Origin of the sequence: uncultured Tissierella sp., assembly GCF_902479755.1 — a bacterium.
In the GTDB taxonomy this organism is placed as follows: domain Bacteria; phylum Bacillota; class Clostridia; order Tissierellales; family Tissierellaceae; genus Tissierella; species Tissierella carlieri.
In genome coordinates this window covers 205,692-222,711 of sequence record NZ_CABSQO010000001.1, presented here as the reverse complement: position 1 = coordinate 222,711, position 17,020 = coordinate 205,692, and the positions used below count along the sequence as shown (strand labels likewise).

The window sequence follows — 17,020 nt, the reverse complement described above, 5'->3', positions numbered from 1 at the left end:
TATGAGACAAAAAAATAAATTTACTACATTTTTGTTGTCGTTTATACCAGGGTTATCTCATTTCTACTTAGGATATGCCGATAGAGGATTTATTTATCTCCTCATATTTGGAATGCTATGTGTAGGCACCATTGGGTTAAGCGTTTTGACTTATAGAGAAGAATTTTTAATATTGCTTGTAGGAGTTCCTATTATTTGGTTGGTAGCACTAATAGATGCATTTTCTACAATTAATGCCATGAGATATGGAGATAGCTCAGAAATAAAAAACATCTGGAATTCACAAGAAACAAAAATTTCCAATAAAAAGATTATTACTTTGGCTTTATCAATCATACCAGGAGCAGGTCATATGTACCTAGGCTATCAGAAAAAAGGATTAGTATTGATGGGTGGATTTTTCTTCGCTATATTTTTTATGGGATGGCTTCAGTTAAGTTTTTTACTGTTTTTATTGCCGTTGATTTGGTTTTATTCATTCTTTGATGCTTTCCATACACTTAATGGAAGTGATGTAGAAGATATGGATATATCGAAGCTATTACCAACTATTAAGCCTGAATATATAGGCATTGGGCTTGTGGGAATAGGGGTGCTTATTGCATTACAAAAAGTATTTTATCCAATATTAAGTCAGGTTCTTTCTAAAATATTTAATTACCATAACTTATATCAGGTAAGAAACTATATCCAAACTTCCATAGTAGCTTTGATATTCATTATTGGAGGTATTAAAATACTTCACAAAAATAAAAATATTGTGGATGATGATATGGAGGAGGATGAGGAATATGAAGAATAGAAGAGTAGGGACCATATCTATGGCCATAGTTTTAATTGGATTTGGAATACTGATATTTATAGCTCAAATCAATGAACTATCAGCTGCAGAACTTGCCATAAAGTTTTGGCCTAGTATATTAGTTTTACTAGGCGGAGAGATTCTCTGGTTTAGTTTTAAGGAGAAAAGAGAAAATGAGGGTATAATAATAAGATATGATGTGTTTTCTGTATTTATTGTAATGATTATATTATTTGTGAATATATTGATTTATGGACTTGTAGAAACAGGTGTGATGACAGTTATAAAATCAAGAGTAGCATCACAGACATTTAATTATGAATTACCATTTGAAGAATATAGTGTAGAAGATGGTATAGAAAAAATAATAATTGATGGACCTAGATATTCAGAGTTTACTGTTAGAACTAGTAAAAGCGATAAAATAACTACTTCAGGATTTATAAATATAACAACGGATAATAAAGAAAATGCTGAGAAATTATTAAATGAAAATCATATAAGTATAAATAAATCAGGAAATATTATGTATATAACATTTAAAGACAAATCAGATTATTATCAGTATAATCTTAGGGATTTAAATATTATTATACCAGACAATAAGGAAGTAGAGATAAACGGTGGAAATGATTTAGATTTGATAGTTGATAGTTTAGATAATAATTTAATAGTTGATAATATTAATAGATTGAAAATAAGAATAAATGAAAAATTAAATGTTAAAGTAGAAACTACTGCTAATAATGAAGAAGAGTTAAGAGGAAATGTGAAGTGGAATACTACTCAAATAGGTAGTGAAAATTTCCCCAAGTATAAGGGAGAATTAATATATGGTGATGGAAATAATATTTTAAAGATACTTAATTGTTATGATATAGCAGTAGATGGAATATAAAAGAACCTTAGGGTTCTTTTTTTTATACTAATAGTACCCAATGAAAATATATTATTTTTGTATTATAGCTTAGTATTTTTTAATCTCTCATTTTCTTATAAATATATGATAGTTATTAAAATATTATTTAATATGAAGATATATAGGCATAAATTATATATTAGTCTTAGTATAATCTAGTAAGAGTATTAAAGAACGATAGTAAAACTTTTAGCTATCTTATTTATAAAAGTAAGCCCGGATACTTAATAAAAACTAAAGAAAAGAGTTTATAATTCAAAGATTATGTTGCTAAATATTTATGGAATAAATGCCGAGGTTGCATTTATTTTTATATATACTCAGTGAAAGCATCTAAAGAGTAAATCCTAGTGTCTAAACTTATATAATACACTAGTAAATAAATATAATAAGAAAGGAAATGGGAAATGGGAAATGAAAAAATATTAGAGATCAAAGACTTACACACTGCCTTTAGATTTGAAGATGAGTATTTTGATGCAGTCGATGGTGTCTCTTTCTCTTTACACAAAAATGAGCTGCTAGCAATAGTTGGAGAATCTGGCTGCGGAAAAAGTACAATTGCCAACTCTATAGTAGGATTACATGACAAGAATTTTACTCGAGTCAGTGGTGAAATAATTTATGATGGCGAAAACATGGTTAATTATTCTGAGGAGCAACTAAATGAAATTAGAGGTAAGGAGATTGGTTTTATTTTTCAAGATCCATTAGCATCATTAAACCCATTACATAGGATTGGGAAACAGATAGAGGAGTCTTTAATCTATCATACGGATCTGAATAGTGATCAAAGACATGAAAGAATGTTACAGCTTTTAGATCAAGTAGGGATAGTTAATCCTAAAAGAACAGCTAATCAGTTTCCTCATCAATTATCAGGCGGTATGAGGCAAAGAGTTTTAATAGCCATAGCTCTTTCCTGTAATCCTAATATAATTATAGCCGATGAGCCTACTACTGCCTTAGATGTTACAATACAAGCTCAGATACTAGATATTTTAATGGAACTTAAAAATAAAATCAATGCTGGTATTATTCTTATTACCCACGATTTAGGGGTAGTTGCACAGATGGCAGATAGAGTTGCTGTAATGTATGCTGGACAAATCGTTGAAATTGCTGAGGCGAATGAGCTTTTTAGTAATCCACTTCATCCTTATACAAGGTCATTGCTGCAATCAATACCTCAATCTGATTCAGATGATGAAGAACTTCACGTTATTCATGGAATGGTTCCATCATTGAAGAATTTACCAAGACAAGGCTGTCGTTTTTCGTCAAGAATTCCTTGGATAGCAGCTTCAGAGCATGAAGATAATCCTGAACTTCATGAAGTTTTAAAGAATCATTTTGTAAGGTGTACTTGCTGGAAAGATTTCCACTTCGAAAATGAAGGAGGTTATTAAAATGAGTTTCCTAGAAATTAATAATTTAAAAGTTCATTTTCCTATTCGTGGAGGATTTTTTAATACGATAAAAGACTATGTCTATGCAGTTGATGGAGTCACTTTTTCAATAGAAGAAGGAAAAACCTATGGACTTATTGGTGAATCAGGTTCTGGTAAAACCACAATCGGAAAGGCTATCGTTGGACTTGAAAGGCCAACTGGTGGAGAAATTTTATATGATGGACAACCAGTCAATACAAAAAGGCTAAGAAAAAAAGTAGAATATAACAAAGATGTTCAAATGATATTTCAAGATGTTTTATCTAGTTTAGATCCTAAAAAGAGGATTAGAGATATTATCGCTGAGCCAATTCGAAATCATGAAAAATTAACAAAAGAAGAAGAACTAGAAAAAGTTTTAGAGCTATTAAATATAGTTGGAATGCCTGCTGACGCCTTATATAGGTATCCGCATGAATTCTCTGGAGGACAAAGACAAAGAATAGGTGTAGCAAGATCTGTATCTTTAAATCCAAGATTAATTGTTGCAGATGAACCCGTTTCTGCTCTTGATTTATCAGTTCAAGCACAGGTGTTAAATTTCTTGAAGGAAATACAAAAAGATTTTGGTTTAAGTTATCTTTTTATATCTCATGACTTAGGTGTAGTAAAACATATGTGTGATTACATATACATCATGTATAGAGGAAGATTTGTGGAAGCAGGGACAAGGGATGATATATACAATAATCCACAGCATATTTATACTAAAAGGCTGATTGCAGCTATTCCAGAAATTAATGCTGAAAATAGAGAAGAACTTCGCAATAATAGAATCCAAGTAGAACAAGAGTACAAAGACAGAGAACATCTATTCTATGATGAAAAAGGAAGAGTTTTTGATTTAGTTCAAATTTCTGATACTCATTATGTTGCAGTAAAAAGTAAGGAGGATTTGTAAGATGTGGAAAACAGTATTGCGTAGAGTGCTATTGATGATACCTCAGATTATAATATTGAGTTTAATTGTATTTGCACTAGGTCAGATGATGCCTGGAGACCCTTTTACAGGTTTGATAACTCCAGATATGGATCCACTGGTTATTGAACAATTAAGAGAAAAGCATGGCTTAAATAAACCTATACCTGAACAATATAAGGATTGGGTTACTAAGATCATTACAAAAGGAGAATTTGGACAATCCTATACTTATAAAATGCCTGTTGAAAAATTAATTGGGGCAAGAGCAGTAAATACATTATGGCTGTCATTATTGACTTTAACATTGACATACCTTATAGCAATACCACTTGGAATATATTCTGGAAGATACAATAATTCGCGTTTTGATAAAGGAGTAATTATATATAATTTTGTAAGCTTTGCAATACCTTCATTTATTTTGGCACTGATACTTTTAGCAATATTTGGATATAAATTTGGATGGTTTCCAACTACGGGTTCTGTAGAAGTAGGAATTCAAAAAGGAACATTTGCTTATGTTCTTAGTAGACTCCATCATATGATTTTACCTGCAATTACAGCTGCTATCTTAAGGACTACAGGAACGATACAATATCTTAGAAACGAAGTAATAGATGCTAAAACTCAAGACTATGTAAAAACTGCAAGAAGTAAGGGAGTTCCTATAAACAAGGTTTATAGTCATCATATATTTAGAAACTCATTGCTTCCAATAGCTGCGTTCTTTGGATTTACCATTACTGGACTTTTAGGCGGTTCCATTTTTATCGAAACTATATTTTCCTACTCAGGCATGGGGGAACTATTTATATCCTCAATTACCAGTAGAGATTATTCAGTAATGAATGCTTTGGTTCTATTATTTGGTGTATTGACGTTACTTGGAAGTTTATTGTCAGATATAATTATGACAATTGTTGATCCAAGAATAAGGATAGAATAGGGGGTAGCAGGTATGAATAAAGAAAAAAAAGTTGTGAAAGATGTTGCCTCTAAAATAGATGAAGAAACATTAAAATCCGTTAGTGAGGTACCCTCATTTTGGAAGGTAATAAAAAGAGAATTTAGGGCTGATAAGCTGGCAACATTCTGTCTTATTATGTTAGTTATTATTTTTACCACTGTAATAGTAGGTTCTTTTCTAATAGATCAAGAAGAGCTTATGAGGATAAATTTGAGAAATAAATATCATGCACCTAGCAAAGAATTTATTTTGGGGGCAGATATTGGAGGAAGATCAATTGCAGGACAATTGTTAATAGGTGGAAGAAACTCCATTTTAATAGGCTTTGCTGTTACCATACTGACCTCTGTAACGGGAGTGATCATGGGATTGATTGTAGGGTTTTATGGTGGGAAGGTAGATAGTATTATAATGAGAGTATGTGATTTTATCTCTATATTGCCTACAACTATGCTTATCATTACCTTCGTAGTTGTAATTCCAAAATATACTATGTGGCATTTCATATTTATTATGAGTATATTTTATTGGGTTGGGATGACTAGATTAGTAAGGAGTAAGGCATTATCGGAAAATAGAAGAGATTATATAAATGCTTCTAGGATAATGGGTACAAGTGATTTTAAGATTATGCTTACTGGAATTCTTCCAAATATTAGTTCAATCATTATTGTTGAGTTGATTTTAGGATTTGCAGGGAACATAGGAATTGAAACTGGATTATCTTTCTTAGGATTTGGTTTGCCGCCAGCGACACCATCACTTGGAACTTTGGTTTCATATGCAAGAACTCCAGGTGCCATGACAGGCAAACTATGGTTATGGTTACCTGCATCATTATTGATACTAGTAATGATGCTGTGTATAAATTACGTTGGGCAAGCTGTTAAAAGGGCGTCCGACGCGAAACAAAGATTAGGATAAAGAAGGGGGAAATTAAAATGAAAAGAAGTTGGAAAGTTATTATTCCACTACTGCTGGTATTAGTACTTGTACTAACATCCTGTGGTAAAAAGGTAGACCAAGAGCCACCAGTAAGTAATGAAGATGTGTCTCAACAGCCAGAAGATAAAGGCGATCAAGGACAAGACGAACCTGATGTAGGAGCAGGTGAGATTGTACTACCTCATCCAATGACTATTAAAAAAGATGGAGCAACAGTAGGCGGTACACTTAATGTTGCTATAGTAACAGATACACCTTTTGAAGGTATTTTTAATGAATTCTTATCTTCAAATGCTGTAGACAGTCAATTAGCAGAGCCTCTACAATCAGGATTCATGAGATCAGGTCCAAATAAAGAAATAGCAAATGGCGGATGGTGTGATGTTGATTTCGACAGAGAAGCTAAAACAGCTACTTACAGGATTCACAAGGATTTAACTTGGTCTGATGGAGTACCTGTAACTTCTGATGATTTAATCTTTGTATACAATAGTATAGGGCACAAAGATTATCCAGGTGTTAGATTTGACAGTGATTATCATAATGTTGTAGGTATGCTTGACTATAACCAAGGAAAAGCAGATACTATTTCAGGACTTAAGAGAATCGATGATAAAACTCTTGAAGTAAGCTTCTATGAGTTTACACCAGCGATATTATGGGGTGCAGGTCTTACCTATCAAGCTGAACCGGCACATTATCTAAAGGATATTCCAATAGATAAAATGGAATCCCATGATAAAGTTAGAAAAAATCCACTATCTTATGGTCCATTTATGGTATCTAATATAGTACCTGGAGAATCAGTAGAATACGTTCCAAATCCATATTGGTTTGGAGAGAAACCAAAGGTAGATAAGATTGTAGCAAAGAGAACAAGTTCAGATACTATTGTAGAAGCATTAAAGGCTGGAACATTTGATATTGTTAATAGAATCAATGTTAATAGTTATCCAGAGTATAAGGATTTAAACAATATCACTTTAACATCAGCTGTAAGCAGATCTTTAGGATATCTAGGATTTAAACAAGGAAAGTGGGATGTAGAAACTAAACAGGTTGTACCAGATCCAAATGCAAAATTAGCTGATGTGAAATTAAGGCAAGCAATAGCTTATGCTATGAATAATGAAGAAGTAGCAGAATTGTTCTATAACGATTTGAGAATACCTGCTAATGCATTAATTACGCCATATCATGCTAGTTTCTGGAATGATAAGCAAGAAGGTTATCCATATAACCCAGAAAAAGCAATGCAAATATTAGATGAAGCTGGATATAAAGATGTAGATGGAGATGGACTTAGAGAAGATCCAAAGGGTAACAAGCTACAAATCAACTATCTTTCAATGTCAGGTGGAGATATAGCTGAGCCATTAGCTCAATTCTATATTCAAAACTTTAGAGATGTTGGATTAGATGTAGTATTACAAAATGGCAGATTAATAGAGATGAATGCATTCTACGATATGGTTGAAGAAGATAATGAAGATATAGATCTATTTGCAGGAGCTTGGTTAGTAGGATCTAACCCAGAGCCATCAGGATTATGGGGAAGACACTCTCTGTTTAACTATGTAAGATTTGCAGCAGATGAAAACGATAAATTAATTCAAGCTATTAATTCAAATGATGCATTTGGACCAGATGGAATGGATAATGAGTACATGGTAAAAGCATATCATGATTGGCAAAAATATGCTATGGAGCAAGTTATAGTAGCTCCAACTCACTATAGAATTGAATTGACAGCACTTAATAACAGAGTTAACTACTGGGATGCAGACCCTATGAATTATGACTGGGGATGGGAGAAGGTTGGTCTATTAGCTGACACTCCTGAAAAAGCAAAATAGGAAAATTTTAATTAAATACAATAAAAGGTCTAATGATAAAAATCATTAGACCTTTTATTGTATTTAATTTTTTTATATTAAAGGTTTATTTATTTTCTTCATTGATTGAAGGCGTATTGGAGGCTAGAGGATTGAGCCAAGCTGATGTAGTTTCTTTTTCTAATAAAATTTGTAGATTTTCAGGATTTTCAAACTCTTTATTTGATTCACTTTTAGGTATCTTGTAGTTTAATAGATAAGTATAAGGAGACTTTTCTTTAAATCCAATGTCCTTAAATCGTAAATCTGTTAAATGAAATTTTACTCCCTCTTTTATTGGCTTCGAAATATCATCAGCAATCTCTAAATAATCGCCTAATTTTCTGTATATTATTTGATCTTTATCTTGAAAATAAAAGTTATCTTCATCTCTGCCGAGAAATTCGACATCCTCTGTTACTATTTCCTCTTCATATATTCCAGCTTTTCTAAAATTATCTACTAAGTACAATTTACTATAGATGTTAGTTTCCCAATGACCAGGATAATGGTATGTAAAAATGGTTTTTTTATTATTTCTTACACCATAATTAATATATCTATTATAACTGTACAATACCTTATATTTATTAAAATTTGCTATGGTATTTATACCAAAGATAATGAAAAAGATAATAACAATAGAAAATATAATGTTAGAAGCTTTGCTATTATTATATCCTATAAACGTTAATCTGTGGACTATAAATATTAAAACAAGACCTAGGATAATTAAGTGAAAGAAAAAAGAGTCGTATAAGAATTTTTCCGCTTCTATCCAAAATTCAAAATTCATAAGGTCACCCCCTGGTTTTATACATTAGCTTAGCAAACTTTCAAATAAGATAATTATCCCCCCCTTTAAAGTTATTAGCTATACTTTAAACATACGATATAATGAGCGAAAAGTCAATACTTTCTGAATTTGATTTGTGAAAAAGATAACTATGATTACAATATATGTTATTCCATTGATTTAGTCATATGTTTATTTTTATAGAAATCTAATGTTAACTGCTGCAATTTTTATTGACAAATAAAAAACATAAAGATACGATAGACTTATCGGTCTAGGCTGCATGGTCTATAAAAAGGAGTGATTAATTTGTATAAAATTAAAGATTTAACCTTTAAGTATCCTAAGAATGAAGAAGACACCATAAAAGGGATATCCTTTGAAATAAAGGATGGAGAGATATTTGGTCTATTAGGCCCTTCTGGTGTTGGTAAATCTACTACGCAAAAATTACTCATTAAACTATTAGAAGGTTATAAAGGAGAGATACTCTATAAAGGAAAGTGGTGAATAATCATGTATGGAAATTTTCTAAAATCAGAGGTTAAAAAATGGAGTAGAGATTCCATGATGGGATTTATGTTAATATATCCTATTATATTTGGATTGCTTGGCAGATATTTTTTACCTTGGATATCTGATAAATATGGATTTAATTTTATACCCTTTAATGATTTAATCTTAGTCATCTTAGTATTAATTGTACCTATATCTTATGGAACGTTAATAGGATTTTCTATATTAGAGTATAGGGATGATAATGTATTAACTAATATTAAGGTTACGCCTCTTAGCATGCATCAGTTTTTAAGTTTTAGATTAATTGCAGTATATTTAATTTGTGTTGTAGCCACTATATTTGTAATATGGTTTTCAAAAGTAGGAGATATCTCCATAAAAGATATTATTCCTATATCTTTGTTAGCATCTTTAGAAGCTCCTATATCAGGTTTATTGATTAATTGCTTTGCTAAAAATAAGATTGAAGGATTTGCTGTGATGAAAGCTGGAGGTAGTATAATAATCTTTCCAATAATTGCATTATTCTTTGGAGGAGCAAAGGAAATGTTTTTCTCTTTTGCACCAGGATTCTGGTCAGCTAAGGTAATTAGTAGTATAATAAAAGGTGGAGGACTCTATCTTTCATATAATCAATATTATTTTATAGGTTTAGTATATATGGTAATATTAAATATATTGTCCTATCTATTATTCCTTAAAAAGATAAGAGTATAGTAAACAAACGGTTTACTGATTGTAATGGAGAGGAGCGGTGTTTTTGAATGTAAAAAAGGAGAAATCCTTTGAGAAACGAGAAGAGTTAATAAATGCAGCTTTAATTGAATTTGGAGATAAGGGATATGATAATGCATCGTTAAATAATATCTTAAAGGAAGCTGGAATAAGTAAAGGAACATTTTACTATCATTTCAAGAATAAAGAAGAGTTATATGTCTATTTGTATGATATTCTAGCTCAAGAAAAGATGAAGTTTTTTAATGAAAAAATAAAGCCTGAAGATTTTGATAAAGATATATTTACATTGTTTAAGATTATGAGTAAAACAGGTGCGGAGTTTGCGAGATATAAGCCTGAGATAGATAGATTTTCAGCCAGTTACTTAAAAGACTTAAATAATCCAATATTGGATAAGGTAAAGGAAAAATATGATTTTAAGGGTAATGATCATTTAGATGTTATAATAAATAAGGCCTATGAAAGGGGAGAACTAAGGGAAGACTTACCAAAGATATTTATTAAGAATATGATATCCTATTTATTAACTAATCTTCATGATATTACAAAGGTTATAGATGTCGATGAATATGCAATAGAGTTTAATTATCTAATAGATTTTTTCAAAGATGGATTGGGAAAAAAGGAGTGAGAAAATGATAATAAAAATATTGGGAGCAGGTTGCGATAAATGTGATAAGTCATATGATAATGCAGTAAAAGCAGCAGCAGACTTAGGTATTGAGGTGGAAATAGAAAAGGTTGAAGATTTAATTACCATGATGAAATATGGTATCATGACTACACCGGGGATAGTTGTTGATGAAAAAGTGATTATGGTCGGGAGAGTACCAAAGGTTGAAGAATTTAAGAGTATGATACAAAAATAACCCTTATATTGACATGACCCCTTTATTGGGGTTATAATTTAATCAACACATAGATACATTTAAATATATCTATGTGATAAGGGAAATAGTTGATATTATAAAAATTCATAATATAGTGAGGTGTAATAATTGGATAAAAAAATTAATCTATATCTTTTAACAGGATTTTTAGGTTCAGGCAAAACTACATTTTTAACCAATATTTTAGAGGACTTATCTGGAGAAAAAGTGGGAGTTATAATGAATGAATTTGGTCGCATCAGCATAGATGGAGAAATCATAAAAAAAGAAGGTATGGAAATAGTTGAGATTAATAGAGGGTCTATTTTTTGCTCGTGCTTAAAGCTTAGCTTTGCTCATGCCATGATTGAAATGGCAGACAGAGATTTAAAATATTTATTTGTAGAAAGCTCTGGTCTTGCAGATCCTTCAAATATTGGGGAGATATTAGAGGGTATAAAGGCTGTAAAGGGAGATTTATACGATTATAAAGCGGCAATATGTGTAGCTGATGGTGTAAATTTCTTGGAGCAATTGGAAGACTTAGAAACTGTAGAGAGGCAAATTAAACATTGTCATCTAGCAGTTATTAGCAAGGTGGACTTGATTAATGAAGAAAAATTGATTAATATAATATCTAAGATAAAAGAAATTAACCCTGCAATACCTATTGAAACTATGGAATTTGGTAAGCTCGATTATGATTTTCTGTATGAAGACTTGATGAAATATAATTGGGCGGAAAATGAAGATTCCACAAATGTGCCTGAAACAAAACCTAAAACCTTAATGCTCACTTATGATGGAGAGATTAAAAAGGATGACTTAATCAAATTCATTGATGGAATAAAATCTGATGCTTATAGATTAAAGGGGTTTTTAAAACTTGAAAGTGGCTGGAATCAAGTAGATGTAGTGGGGAAAAGAATTGATTTTAAGACTATAGATGAAAAGTATGAGAATTCTCAGCTAGTTATTATATCTAAGATAGGACCTCATATAATTAGACCTATAGTTAATAGTTGGAATGAAATATTTAATATTGAAATGAAGTTAAGGTAAGTATAGAAAACAAACAGATGATGCCAGTGAAATGGCATCTTTTTTATCGACTATATTAAATTAAATGATGAATTATGGCGAGAAATCAGGAAAAATGACTAAATACAATTGTACATAGTAAGGACAAGTCATGATATAATAAAAAATATTAACTAGTTAAAAAAAACTATACTATAGAAGTTTTGACTTATGGTATTAAGGTAGGTGTTTAATTATATGACAGACTATATATGTAAATTAACATTAAAAGAATTATGTGCTAGAGATATTATAAAGGAAGAGGATATAGAGGTATATCGTTATGGATTGCAATTACTTGTGGCTACAATTTTAAAGGGTCTAGGAATTGCAATTATCGGAATTTTGACTGGTCTACTAAAAGAATCCATTATATTTATTTTGTTTTTTAGTAGTCTTCGAATACAGGCAGGAGGATATCATGCCAAAACTGTAATTAATTGCTTTATAGGAACATCAATGTTGTTATTTCCCTCAATTCTACTATTGAAACTATTGCCTGTAATTTATCAGCCATACTATGTTCTAATATCCATGGTATTTTCAATATTTTTTGTTTATTTATATGCCCCATTGGAAAGTGAAAATAAACCATTAGATGAAGAAGAAAAAATACTATATAGACGTAGAAGTTTACAAACAGTTATTATAGGAAATATTATTATACTAATATCAATGGCTTTTAGCGATAAATTTGTTTATTATGCGGCCATAGCTTCTACTGGTTTTCTATTAGAATCATTAACCCTAATACATGCCCTTGAAAGTGAAAAGTAAACTAGTGTTTAAAGAATTGCTGGCTATAAAGTAATTCTTTTTTATTGCTTGATTTAATTAATATGTTATATTAGTAAGTAGGGATGGAATAATTAGTACTATTGGACCTTGACATTCATAAATAAATAGTTTAGAAGAGTTTTTTCCTAGATGATTGGGGGTGTAATATAATGGATTTGACTATAATGAATATATTTACAAATATATTAGATACAGTTTTAGTTTTTTATTTTCTAGTTAGGATATTCCAGAAAAAGAATATAAATAGGAAAAACTCTGTAATGTTTTTATCAAATCTAGTAATCTTTAGTACATTGATTAATCATGTATTTGGGTTAGCAAACTCTTTGGGATTTATAGCTATATTTATTGTATCTACAATTGTGTATTCATATTTGTTAGATGAAAAATTTCCTAAGATATTGATTTATAGTATTCTAGCTACTATATTTATGTTTATCTTTGAATTAACAGCTGCAAATATTATAGTTCTAGTTTTTCAGATACAACCATCATTAATATTAGAATTAAATATTTATAGAATATTAGGAATAATTTGCTCTAAAGGAGGATTCTATTTATTTATCAAATATCTAATAAGAAAGATTAATATACCTTTATACATGAAAACTAGCAGTATAAAAACTATTATCTTAATTGGATTTTTTAATATTTTAGTTATATATATGACACTGACTTTATACAAGTACATAATGGTGGAATCTGTAACTGCTTATATATATTTAATAGGGATGGGGATAGGTGCTATAATATTTAGCTGGATAATATATTCCACATCTAAAAAGATGATATATCAATATCAGCAGGAAATGATTTGGAAGGTGAAGGAAGAGGAATTTCATAAAAAGGATTTCTATATTAAAAGCATGAGTGATATTCTTCATACAATAAGATCTCAGAGACATGATTTAAATAATTATCTTAGCACCCTTTATGGCTTAATGTGCTTAGGAGATTTTGATGATGCAAAGGCGTACATAACAAAGATCAATGATAGAGTCAGCAATATGAATAAAATAATTGAAACAAATCATCCCGTCATCACTGCTCTAGTAAGCATAAAAAAGAATAAAGCCTTTGAAGAGAATATCGATATGGAATTAGAAATAGATATACCTGAAGAATTATCAATTGATTTTGTTGACCTTTCTATTATAATCGGGAATATACTGGATAATGCAATAGAAGCGTGTACTTTAATTGATAAAAAATTTGAAAGAAAAGTTTATCTATCTATAAATATGGAAGAAACTTATTTAATAATCAAAGCAAATAATACGAAATCTCAAAAAATAAAATTAGAGACTAAAGATATTACAAACAGGTTTACAACTAAAGCTGATAAGGAGAACCATGGATTTGGTTTAGGAAATATTGAATTTATAGTAAATCAATATAATGGAATTATGAATATAGAAGATTTAGGAAGCGAATTTAGGGTAAATATAAGAATACCTATGGAAGGAGATCTTAGCCGTGGGTTGCAATCTACCGCCTATGTAAAAAGGTAGAACTATATACACTATATGTATATAAAAGGGGGAGGAGGGTAAATATGAAGAACAAAAGTTACCTACTTAACTTAGTTGCAGTTTTATCACTTACATTCGCAAATCTTGGCGCAGAGGTTGCCTGCTGGGGACTTTTCTACCAACCAGAGATGCCAAAACGATTGAGGAAGTAAAATGTATTAGCTATTAAAGAAAAAATCTCAAGGGAGAAAATCCTTTGAGATTTTTTCTTTTTTATTAAAATTTATTTTACAACTTGTTTTTTTAGGATTTATAAATTAGAATATAGTATTAAGATAGAAAAAGTATTATTAATTTATATATTGTTATACTAATAATAAATGCTTTGACAGAATAATAAAGGAGGAATGTATAGTGGAATTTGTAGGTGAGGGTTTAACTTTTGATGATGTTCTTCTACTTCCTGGTAAATCTGAAGTACTACCTAAGGAGACTAATATCAATACTTATTTAACTAAAAACATTAAATTAAATATACCTTTAATGAGTGCTGGAATGGATACGGTAACAGAATCTAAGATGGCAATAGCTATGGCTAGAGAAGGTGGAATCGGTATAATCCATAAAAATATGTCTATAGAGCAGCAAGCATTAGAGGTGGATAAGGTAAAAAGGTCAGAACATGGTGTAATAACTGATCCATTTTTTTTATCTCCTTACCATAGCGTATCAGATGCCTTAGAATTAATGGAAAGATATCATATATCTGGAGTCCCAATAACAGATGAAGATGGAAAGCTAGTAGGTATTATAACTAATAGAGATATTAGATTTGAAAAAGAAACTGCAAAGAAAATCGATGATGTGATGACTAAGGAAAATTTAGTTACTGCAAAAATAGACATATCTATGGATGAAGCTCTAGAAATTATGAAACAACATAAGATTGAAAAACTTCCTTTAGTAGATGATAATTTTATGCTATCAGGATTGATAACTATAAAGGATATAGAAAAATCTATTCAATATCCAAATTCAGCTAAGGACCATACAGGTAGATTGTTGGCTGGTGCTGCAGTTGGAGTAACAGGAGATATGATGGAGAGGGTAGCAGCATTAGTTAAATCCAAGGTAGACGTTATAGTTGTTGATACTGCTCATGGCCATTCTAAAGGAGTATTAGAAGCTGTAGGCAAAATAAAAAGAGAATATCCCAATCTACAAGTAATTGCAGGAAATGTGGCAACAGCTGAGGCTACGGTAGATCTAATAAAGGCTGGAGCAGATGCTGTAAAGGTAGGTATAGGACCTGGTTCTATTTGTACTACTAGAGTTGTAACTGGTATCGGTGTACCACAAATAACAGCTGTAATCAATTGTGCTAAGGCAGCAAAAGAATATGGTGTTCCAGTTATCGCCGACGGAGGAATCAAGTACTCTGGTGATATAACAAAAGCTATAGCAGCTGGAGCAAATGTAATAATGGCAGGATCATTGTTTGCTGGAACTGATGAAAGCCCTGGTGAAGAAGTTTTATATGAAGGCAGAAGATACAAAGAATATAGAGGAATGGGCTCTATGGGTGCCATGGATTCAGGTAGCAAGGATAGATATTTCCAAGAAGATACTAAGAAATATGTACCAGAAGGTGTAGAGGGCAGAATACATTATAGAGGACCATTAGGAGATGTAGTATATCAACTTGTTGGTGGATTAAAATCAGGAATGGGATATGTTGGAGCTAAAAATATTGAAGAGTTACAAGATAAGGCAAGATTTATAAAGATTACATCTGCATCTTTGATAGAAAATCATCCTCATGATATCCATATTACAAAGGAATCACCAAACTATAGCAGACGCTAAAAAGGAGGCAACATATTGATAATACAAGACTTTATAAATAAGCAATTAGAAGAAATTAAAGAAAAAGTAGGAAATAAAAAAGCCTTATGTGCTTTATCAGGTGGGGTAGATTCTTCTGTGGCAGCAGTATTAGTTCATAAGGCTATTGGAGATAATCTAGTCTGTGTATTTGTAGACCATGGTCTTTTAAGAAAAAATGAAAGACAAGAAGTAGAGAGTGTGTTTAGAGATAAATTCCATATGAATCTAATAGTGGTTGATGCTGAGGATAGATTTTTAGGAAAGTTAAAAGGAGTTACTGATCCTGAGCAGAAAAGAAAGGTAATCGGAGAAGAATTTATTAGGGTATTTGAAGAAGAACAATCAAAACTTGAAGACATAGAATTCCTAGTTCAAGGAACGATCTATCCAGATATAGTTGAGAGCTTGAATAAAGATGGTAAAGTAGCAGTTAAATCCCATCATAATGTTGGAGGTTTACCTGAAGATGTTAACTTTGAGCTTATAGAACCACTTAAAGAATTATATAAGGAAGAAGTTAGAGAAGTTGGTCGGGCATTAGGGATTGATGAAGAGTTAGTAAGCAGGCAGCCATTCCCGGGACCAGGACTAGGCGTTAGGTGTTTAGGAGAATTAACTAAAGAAAAACTAGATATTCTTAGAGATGCAGATTATATCTACAGAGATGAGATTAAAAAAGCAGGTCTAGATAAAGAAATCTGGCAATATTTTGCAGTATTACCTAATATTCAATCGGTAGGAGTTATAGACGGTGAAAGAACATATAAACATTTAATAGGACTAAGAGCTATAACTACTAAAGATGCTATGACAGCTAAATGGTATCCAATTCCATTAGATTTGTTAGAGAAGATTTCAACAAGAATTACAGATGAAGTGAAGGAAGTAAATAGGGTGGTATATGATATAACAAATAAACCACCTGCGACTATTGAGTGGGAATAATAAACAAAACCCCTAAAAGGCTGTAAATTACTAACC

At 31.0% G+C, this 17,020-nt stretch carries 17 protein-coding genes and 1 pseudogene; 17 read left to right on the top strand and 1 reads right to left on the bottom strand.

The window, feature by feature from the left end:
* The first annotated feature begins 1 nt into the window (after position 1).
* The 7 genes from RDK80_RS01275 to RDK80_RS01245 all read left to right on the top strand — a co-directional run bounded on the left by RDK80_RS01275 (position 2) and on the right by RDK80_RS01245 (position 7,862).
* Complete coding sequence (locus RDK80_RS01275; protein WP_094904187.1) at positions 2 to 802, top strand: hypothetical protein; 801 nt, start codon at positions 2 to 4, stop codon at positions 800 to 802.
* Positions 792 to 1,700, top strand: a complete 909-nt coding sequence (locus RDK80_RS01270; protein WP_308523267.1) for a hypothetical protein — start codon at positions 792 to 794, stop codon at positions 1,698 to 1,700. The genes RDK80_RS01275 and RDK80_RS01270 overlap by 11 nt, the downstream gene beginning before the upstream one ends.
* 428 nt (positions 1,701 to 2,128) lie before the next feature.
* The gene (locus RDK80_RS01265; RefSeq protein WP_308523266.1) at positions 2,129 to 3,130 is read left to right on the top strand and encodes an ABC transporter ATP-binding protein; all 1,002 of its coding nucleotides are present in this window, start codon (positions 2,129 to 2,131) and stop codon (positions 3,128 to 3,130) included.
* 1 nt (position 3,131) lies between these two features.
* On the top strand, positions 3,132 to 4,073 hold the full coding sequence (locus RDK80_RS01260) for an ATP-binding cassette domain-containing protein (RefSeq protein WP_308523265.1): 942 nt from the start codon (positions 3,132 to 3,134) through the stop codon (positions 4,071 to 4,073).
* A gap of 1 nt (position 4,074) precedes the next feature.
* Positions 4,075 to 5,040 carry an oligopeptide ABC transporter permease gene (opp4B, locus tag RDK80_RS01255; protein ID WP_308523264.1) on the top strand — a complete coding sequence of 322 codons (966 nt, stop codon included), beginning with the start codon at positions 4,075 to 4,077 and terminating at the stop codon, positions 5,038 to 5,040.
* Between the two features lie 12 nt (positions 5,041 to 5,052).
* Positions 5,053 to 5,985, top strand: coding sequence for an ABC transporter permease (locus RDK80_RS01250; protein ID WP_308523263.1), 933 nt, complete (start codon positions 5,053 to 5,055; stop codon positions 5,983 to 5,985).
* Positions 5,986 to 6,002: 17 nt separating this feature from the next.
* Positions 6,003 to 7,862, top strand: coding sequence for an oligopeptide ABC transporter substrate-binding protein (locus RDK80_RS01245; protein WP_308523262.1), 1,860 nt, complete (start codon positions 6,003 to 6,005; stop codon positions 7,860 to 7,862).
* 85 nt (positions 7,863 to 7,947) lie between these two features.
* Here RDK80_RS01245 and RDK80_RS01240 read toward each other — a convergent pair whose 3' ends face one another.
* Positions 7,948 to 8,676, bottom strand: a complete 729-nt coding sequence (locus RDK80_RS01240) for a hypothetical protein (protein ID WP_094899674.1) — start codon at positions 8,674 to 8,676, stop codon at positions 7,948 to 7,950.
* A 309-nt stretch (positions 8,677 to 8,985) separates the two neighbouring features.
* On the opposite strand from RDK80_RS01240, the gene RDK80_RS01235 reads away from it, so the two are divergent.
* The 10 genes and pseudogenes from RDK80_RS01235 to guaA form a co-directional block, all read left to right on the top strand.
* Positions 8,986 to 9,186, top strand: coding sequence for an ATP-binding cassette domain-containing protein (locus tag RDK80_RS01235; RefSeq protein WP_094899675.1), 201 nt, complete (start codon positions 8,986 to 8,988; stop codon positions 9,184 to 9,186).
* 6 nt (positions 9,187 to 9,192) lie between these two features.
* Positions 9,193 to 9,912 carry an ABC transporter permease gene (locus RDK80_RS01230; protein WP_308523261.1) on the top strand — a complete coding sequence of 240 codons (720 nt, stop codon included), beginning with the start codon at positions 9,193 to 9,195 and terminating at the stop codon, positions 9,910 to 9,912.
* A 43-nt stretch (positions 9,913 to 9,955) separates the two neighbouring features.
* Positions 9,956 to 10,564, top strand: coding sequence for a TetR/AcrR family transcriptional regulator (locus tag RDK80_RS01225; protein ID WP_308523260.1), 609 nt, complete (start codon positions 9,956 to 9,958; stop codon positions 10,562 to 10,564).
* A gap of 4 nt (positions 10,565 to 10,568) precedes the next feature.
* Entirely contained in the window at positions 10,569 to 10,802 is a 234-nt protein-coding gene (locus tag RDK80_RS01220; protein ID WP_308523259.1) for a thioredoxin family protein, read from the top strand.
* A gap of 129 nt (positions 10,803 to 10,931) precedes the next feature.
* Positions 10,932 to 11,864: a GTP-binding protein gene (locus tag RDK80_RS01215; protein ID WP_094899679.1), complete on the top strand. Its 933-nt coding sequence runs from the start codon at positions 10,932 to 10,934 to the stop codon at positions 11,862 to 11,864.
* Positions 11,865 to 12,080: 216 nt separating this feature from the next.
* Positions 12,081 to 12,659 carry an accessory gene regulator B family protein gene (locus RDK80_RS01210; protein ID WP_308523258.1) on the top strand — a complete coding sequence of 193 codons (579 nt, stop codon included), beginning with the start codon at positions 12,081 to 12,083 and terminating at the stop codon, positions 12,657 to 12,659.
* Positions 12,660 to 12,829: 170 nt separating this feature from the next.
* Positions 12,830 to 14,191, top strand: a complete 1,362-nt coding sequence (locus RDK80_RS01205) for a GHKL domain-containing protein (RefSeq protein ID WP_094899682.1) — start codon at positions 12,830 to 12,832, stop codon at positions 14,189 to 14,191.
* Positions 14,192 to 14,235: 44 nt separating this feature from the next.
* On the top strand, positions 14,236 to 14,364 hold the full coding sequence (locus tag RDK80_RS01200) for a cyclic lactone autoinducer peptide (protein WP_094899683.1): 129 nt from the start codon (positions 14,236 to 14,238) through the stop codon (positions 14,362 to 14,364).
* A 202-nt stretch (positions 14,365 to 14,566) separates the two neighbouring features.
* Complete coding sequence (guaB, locus tag RDK80_RS01195) at positions 14,567 to 16,018, top strand: IMP dehydrogenase (protein ID WP_216561531.1); 1,452 nt, start codon at positions 14,567 to 14,569, stop codon at positions 16,016 to 16,018.
* Between the two features lie 21 nt (positions 16,019 to 16,039).
* Positions 16,040 to 16,984, top strand: a pseudogene (gene guaA / locus RDK80_RS01190) (glutamine-hydrolyzing GMP synthase); the annotation flags it as partial.
* Positions 16,985 to 17,020: the final 36 nt, after the last annotated feature.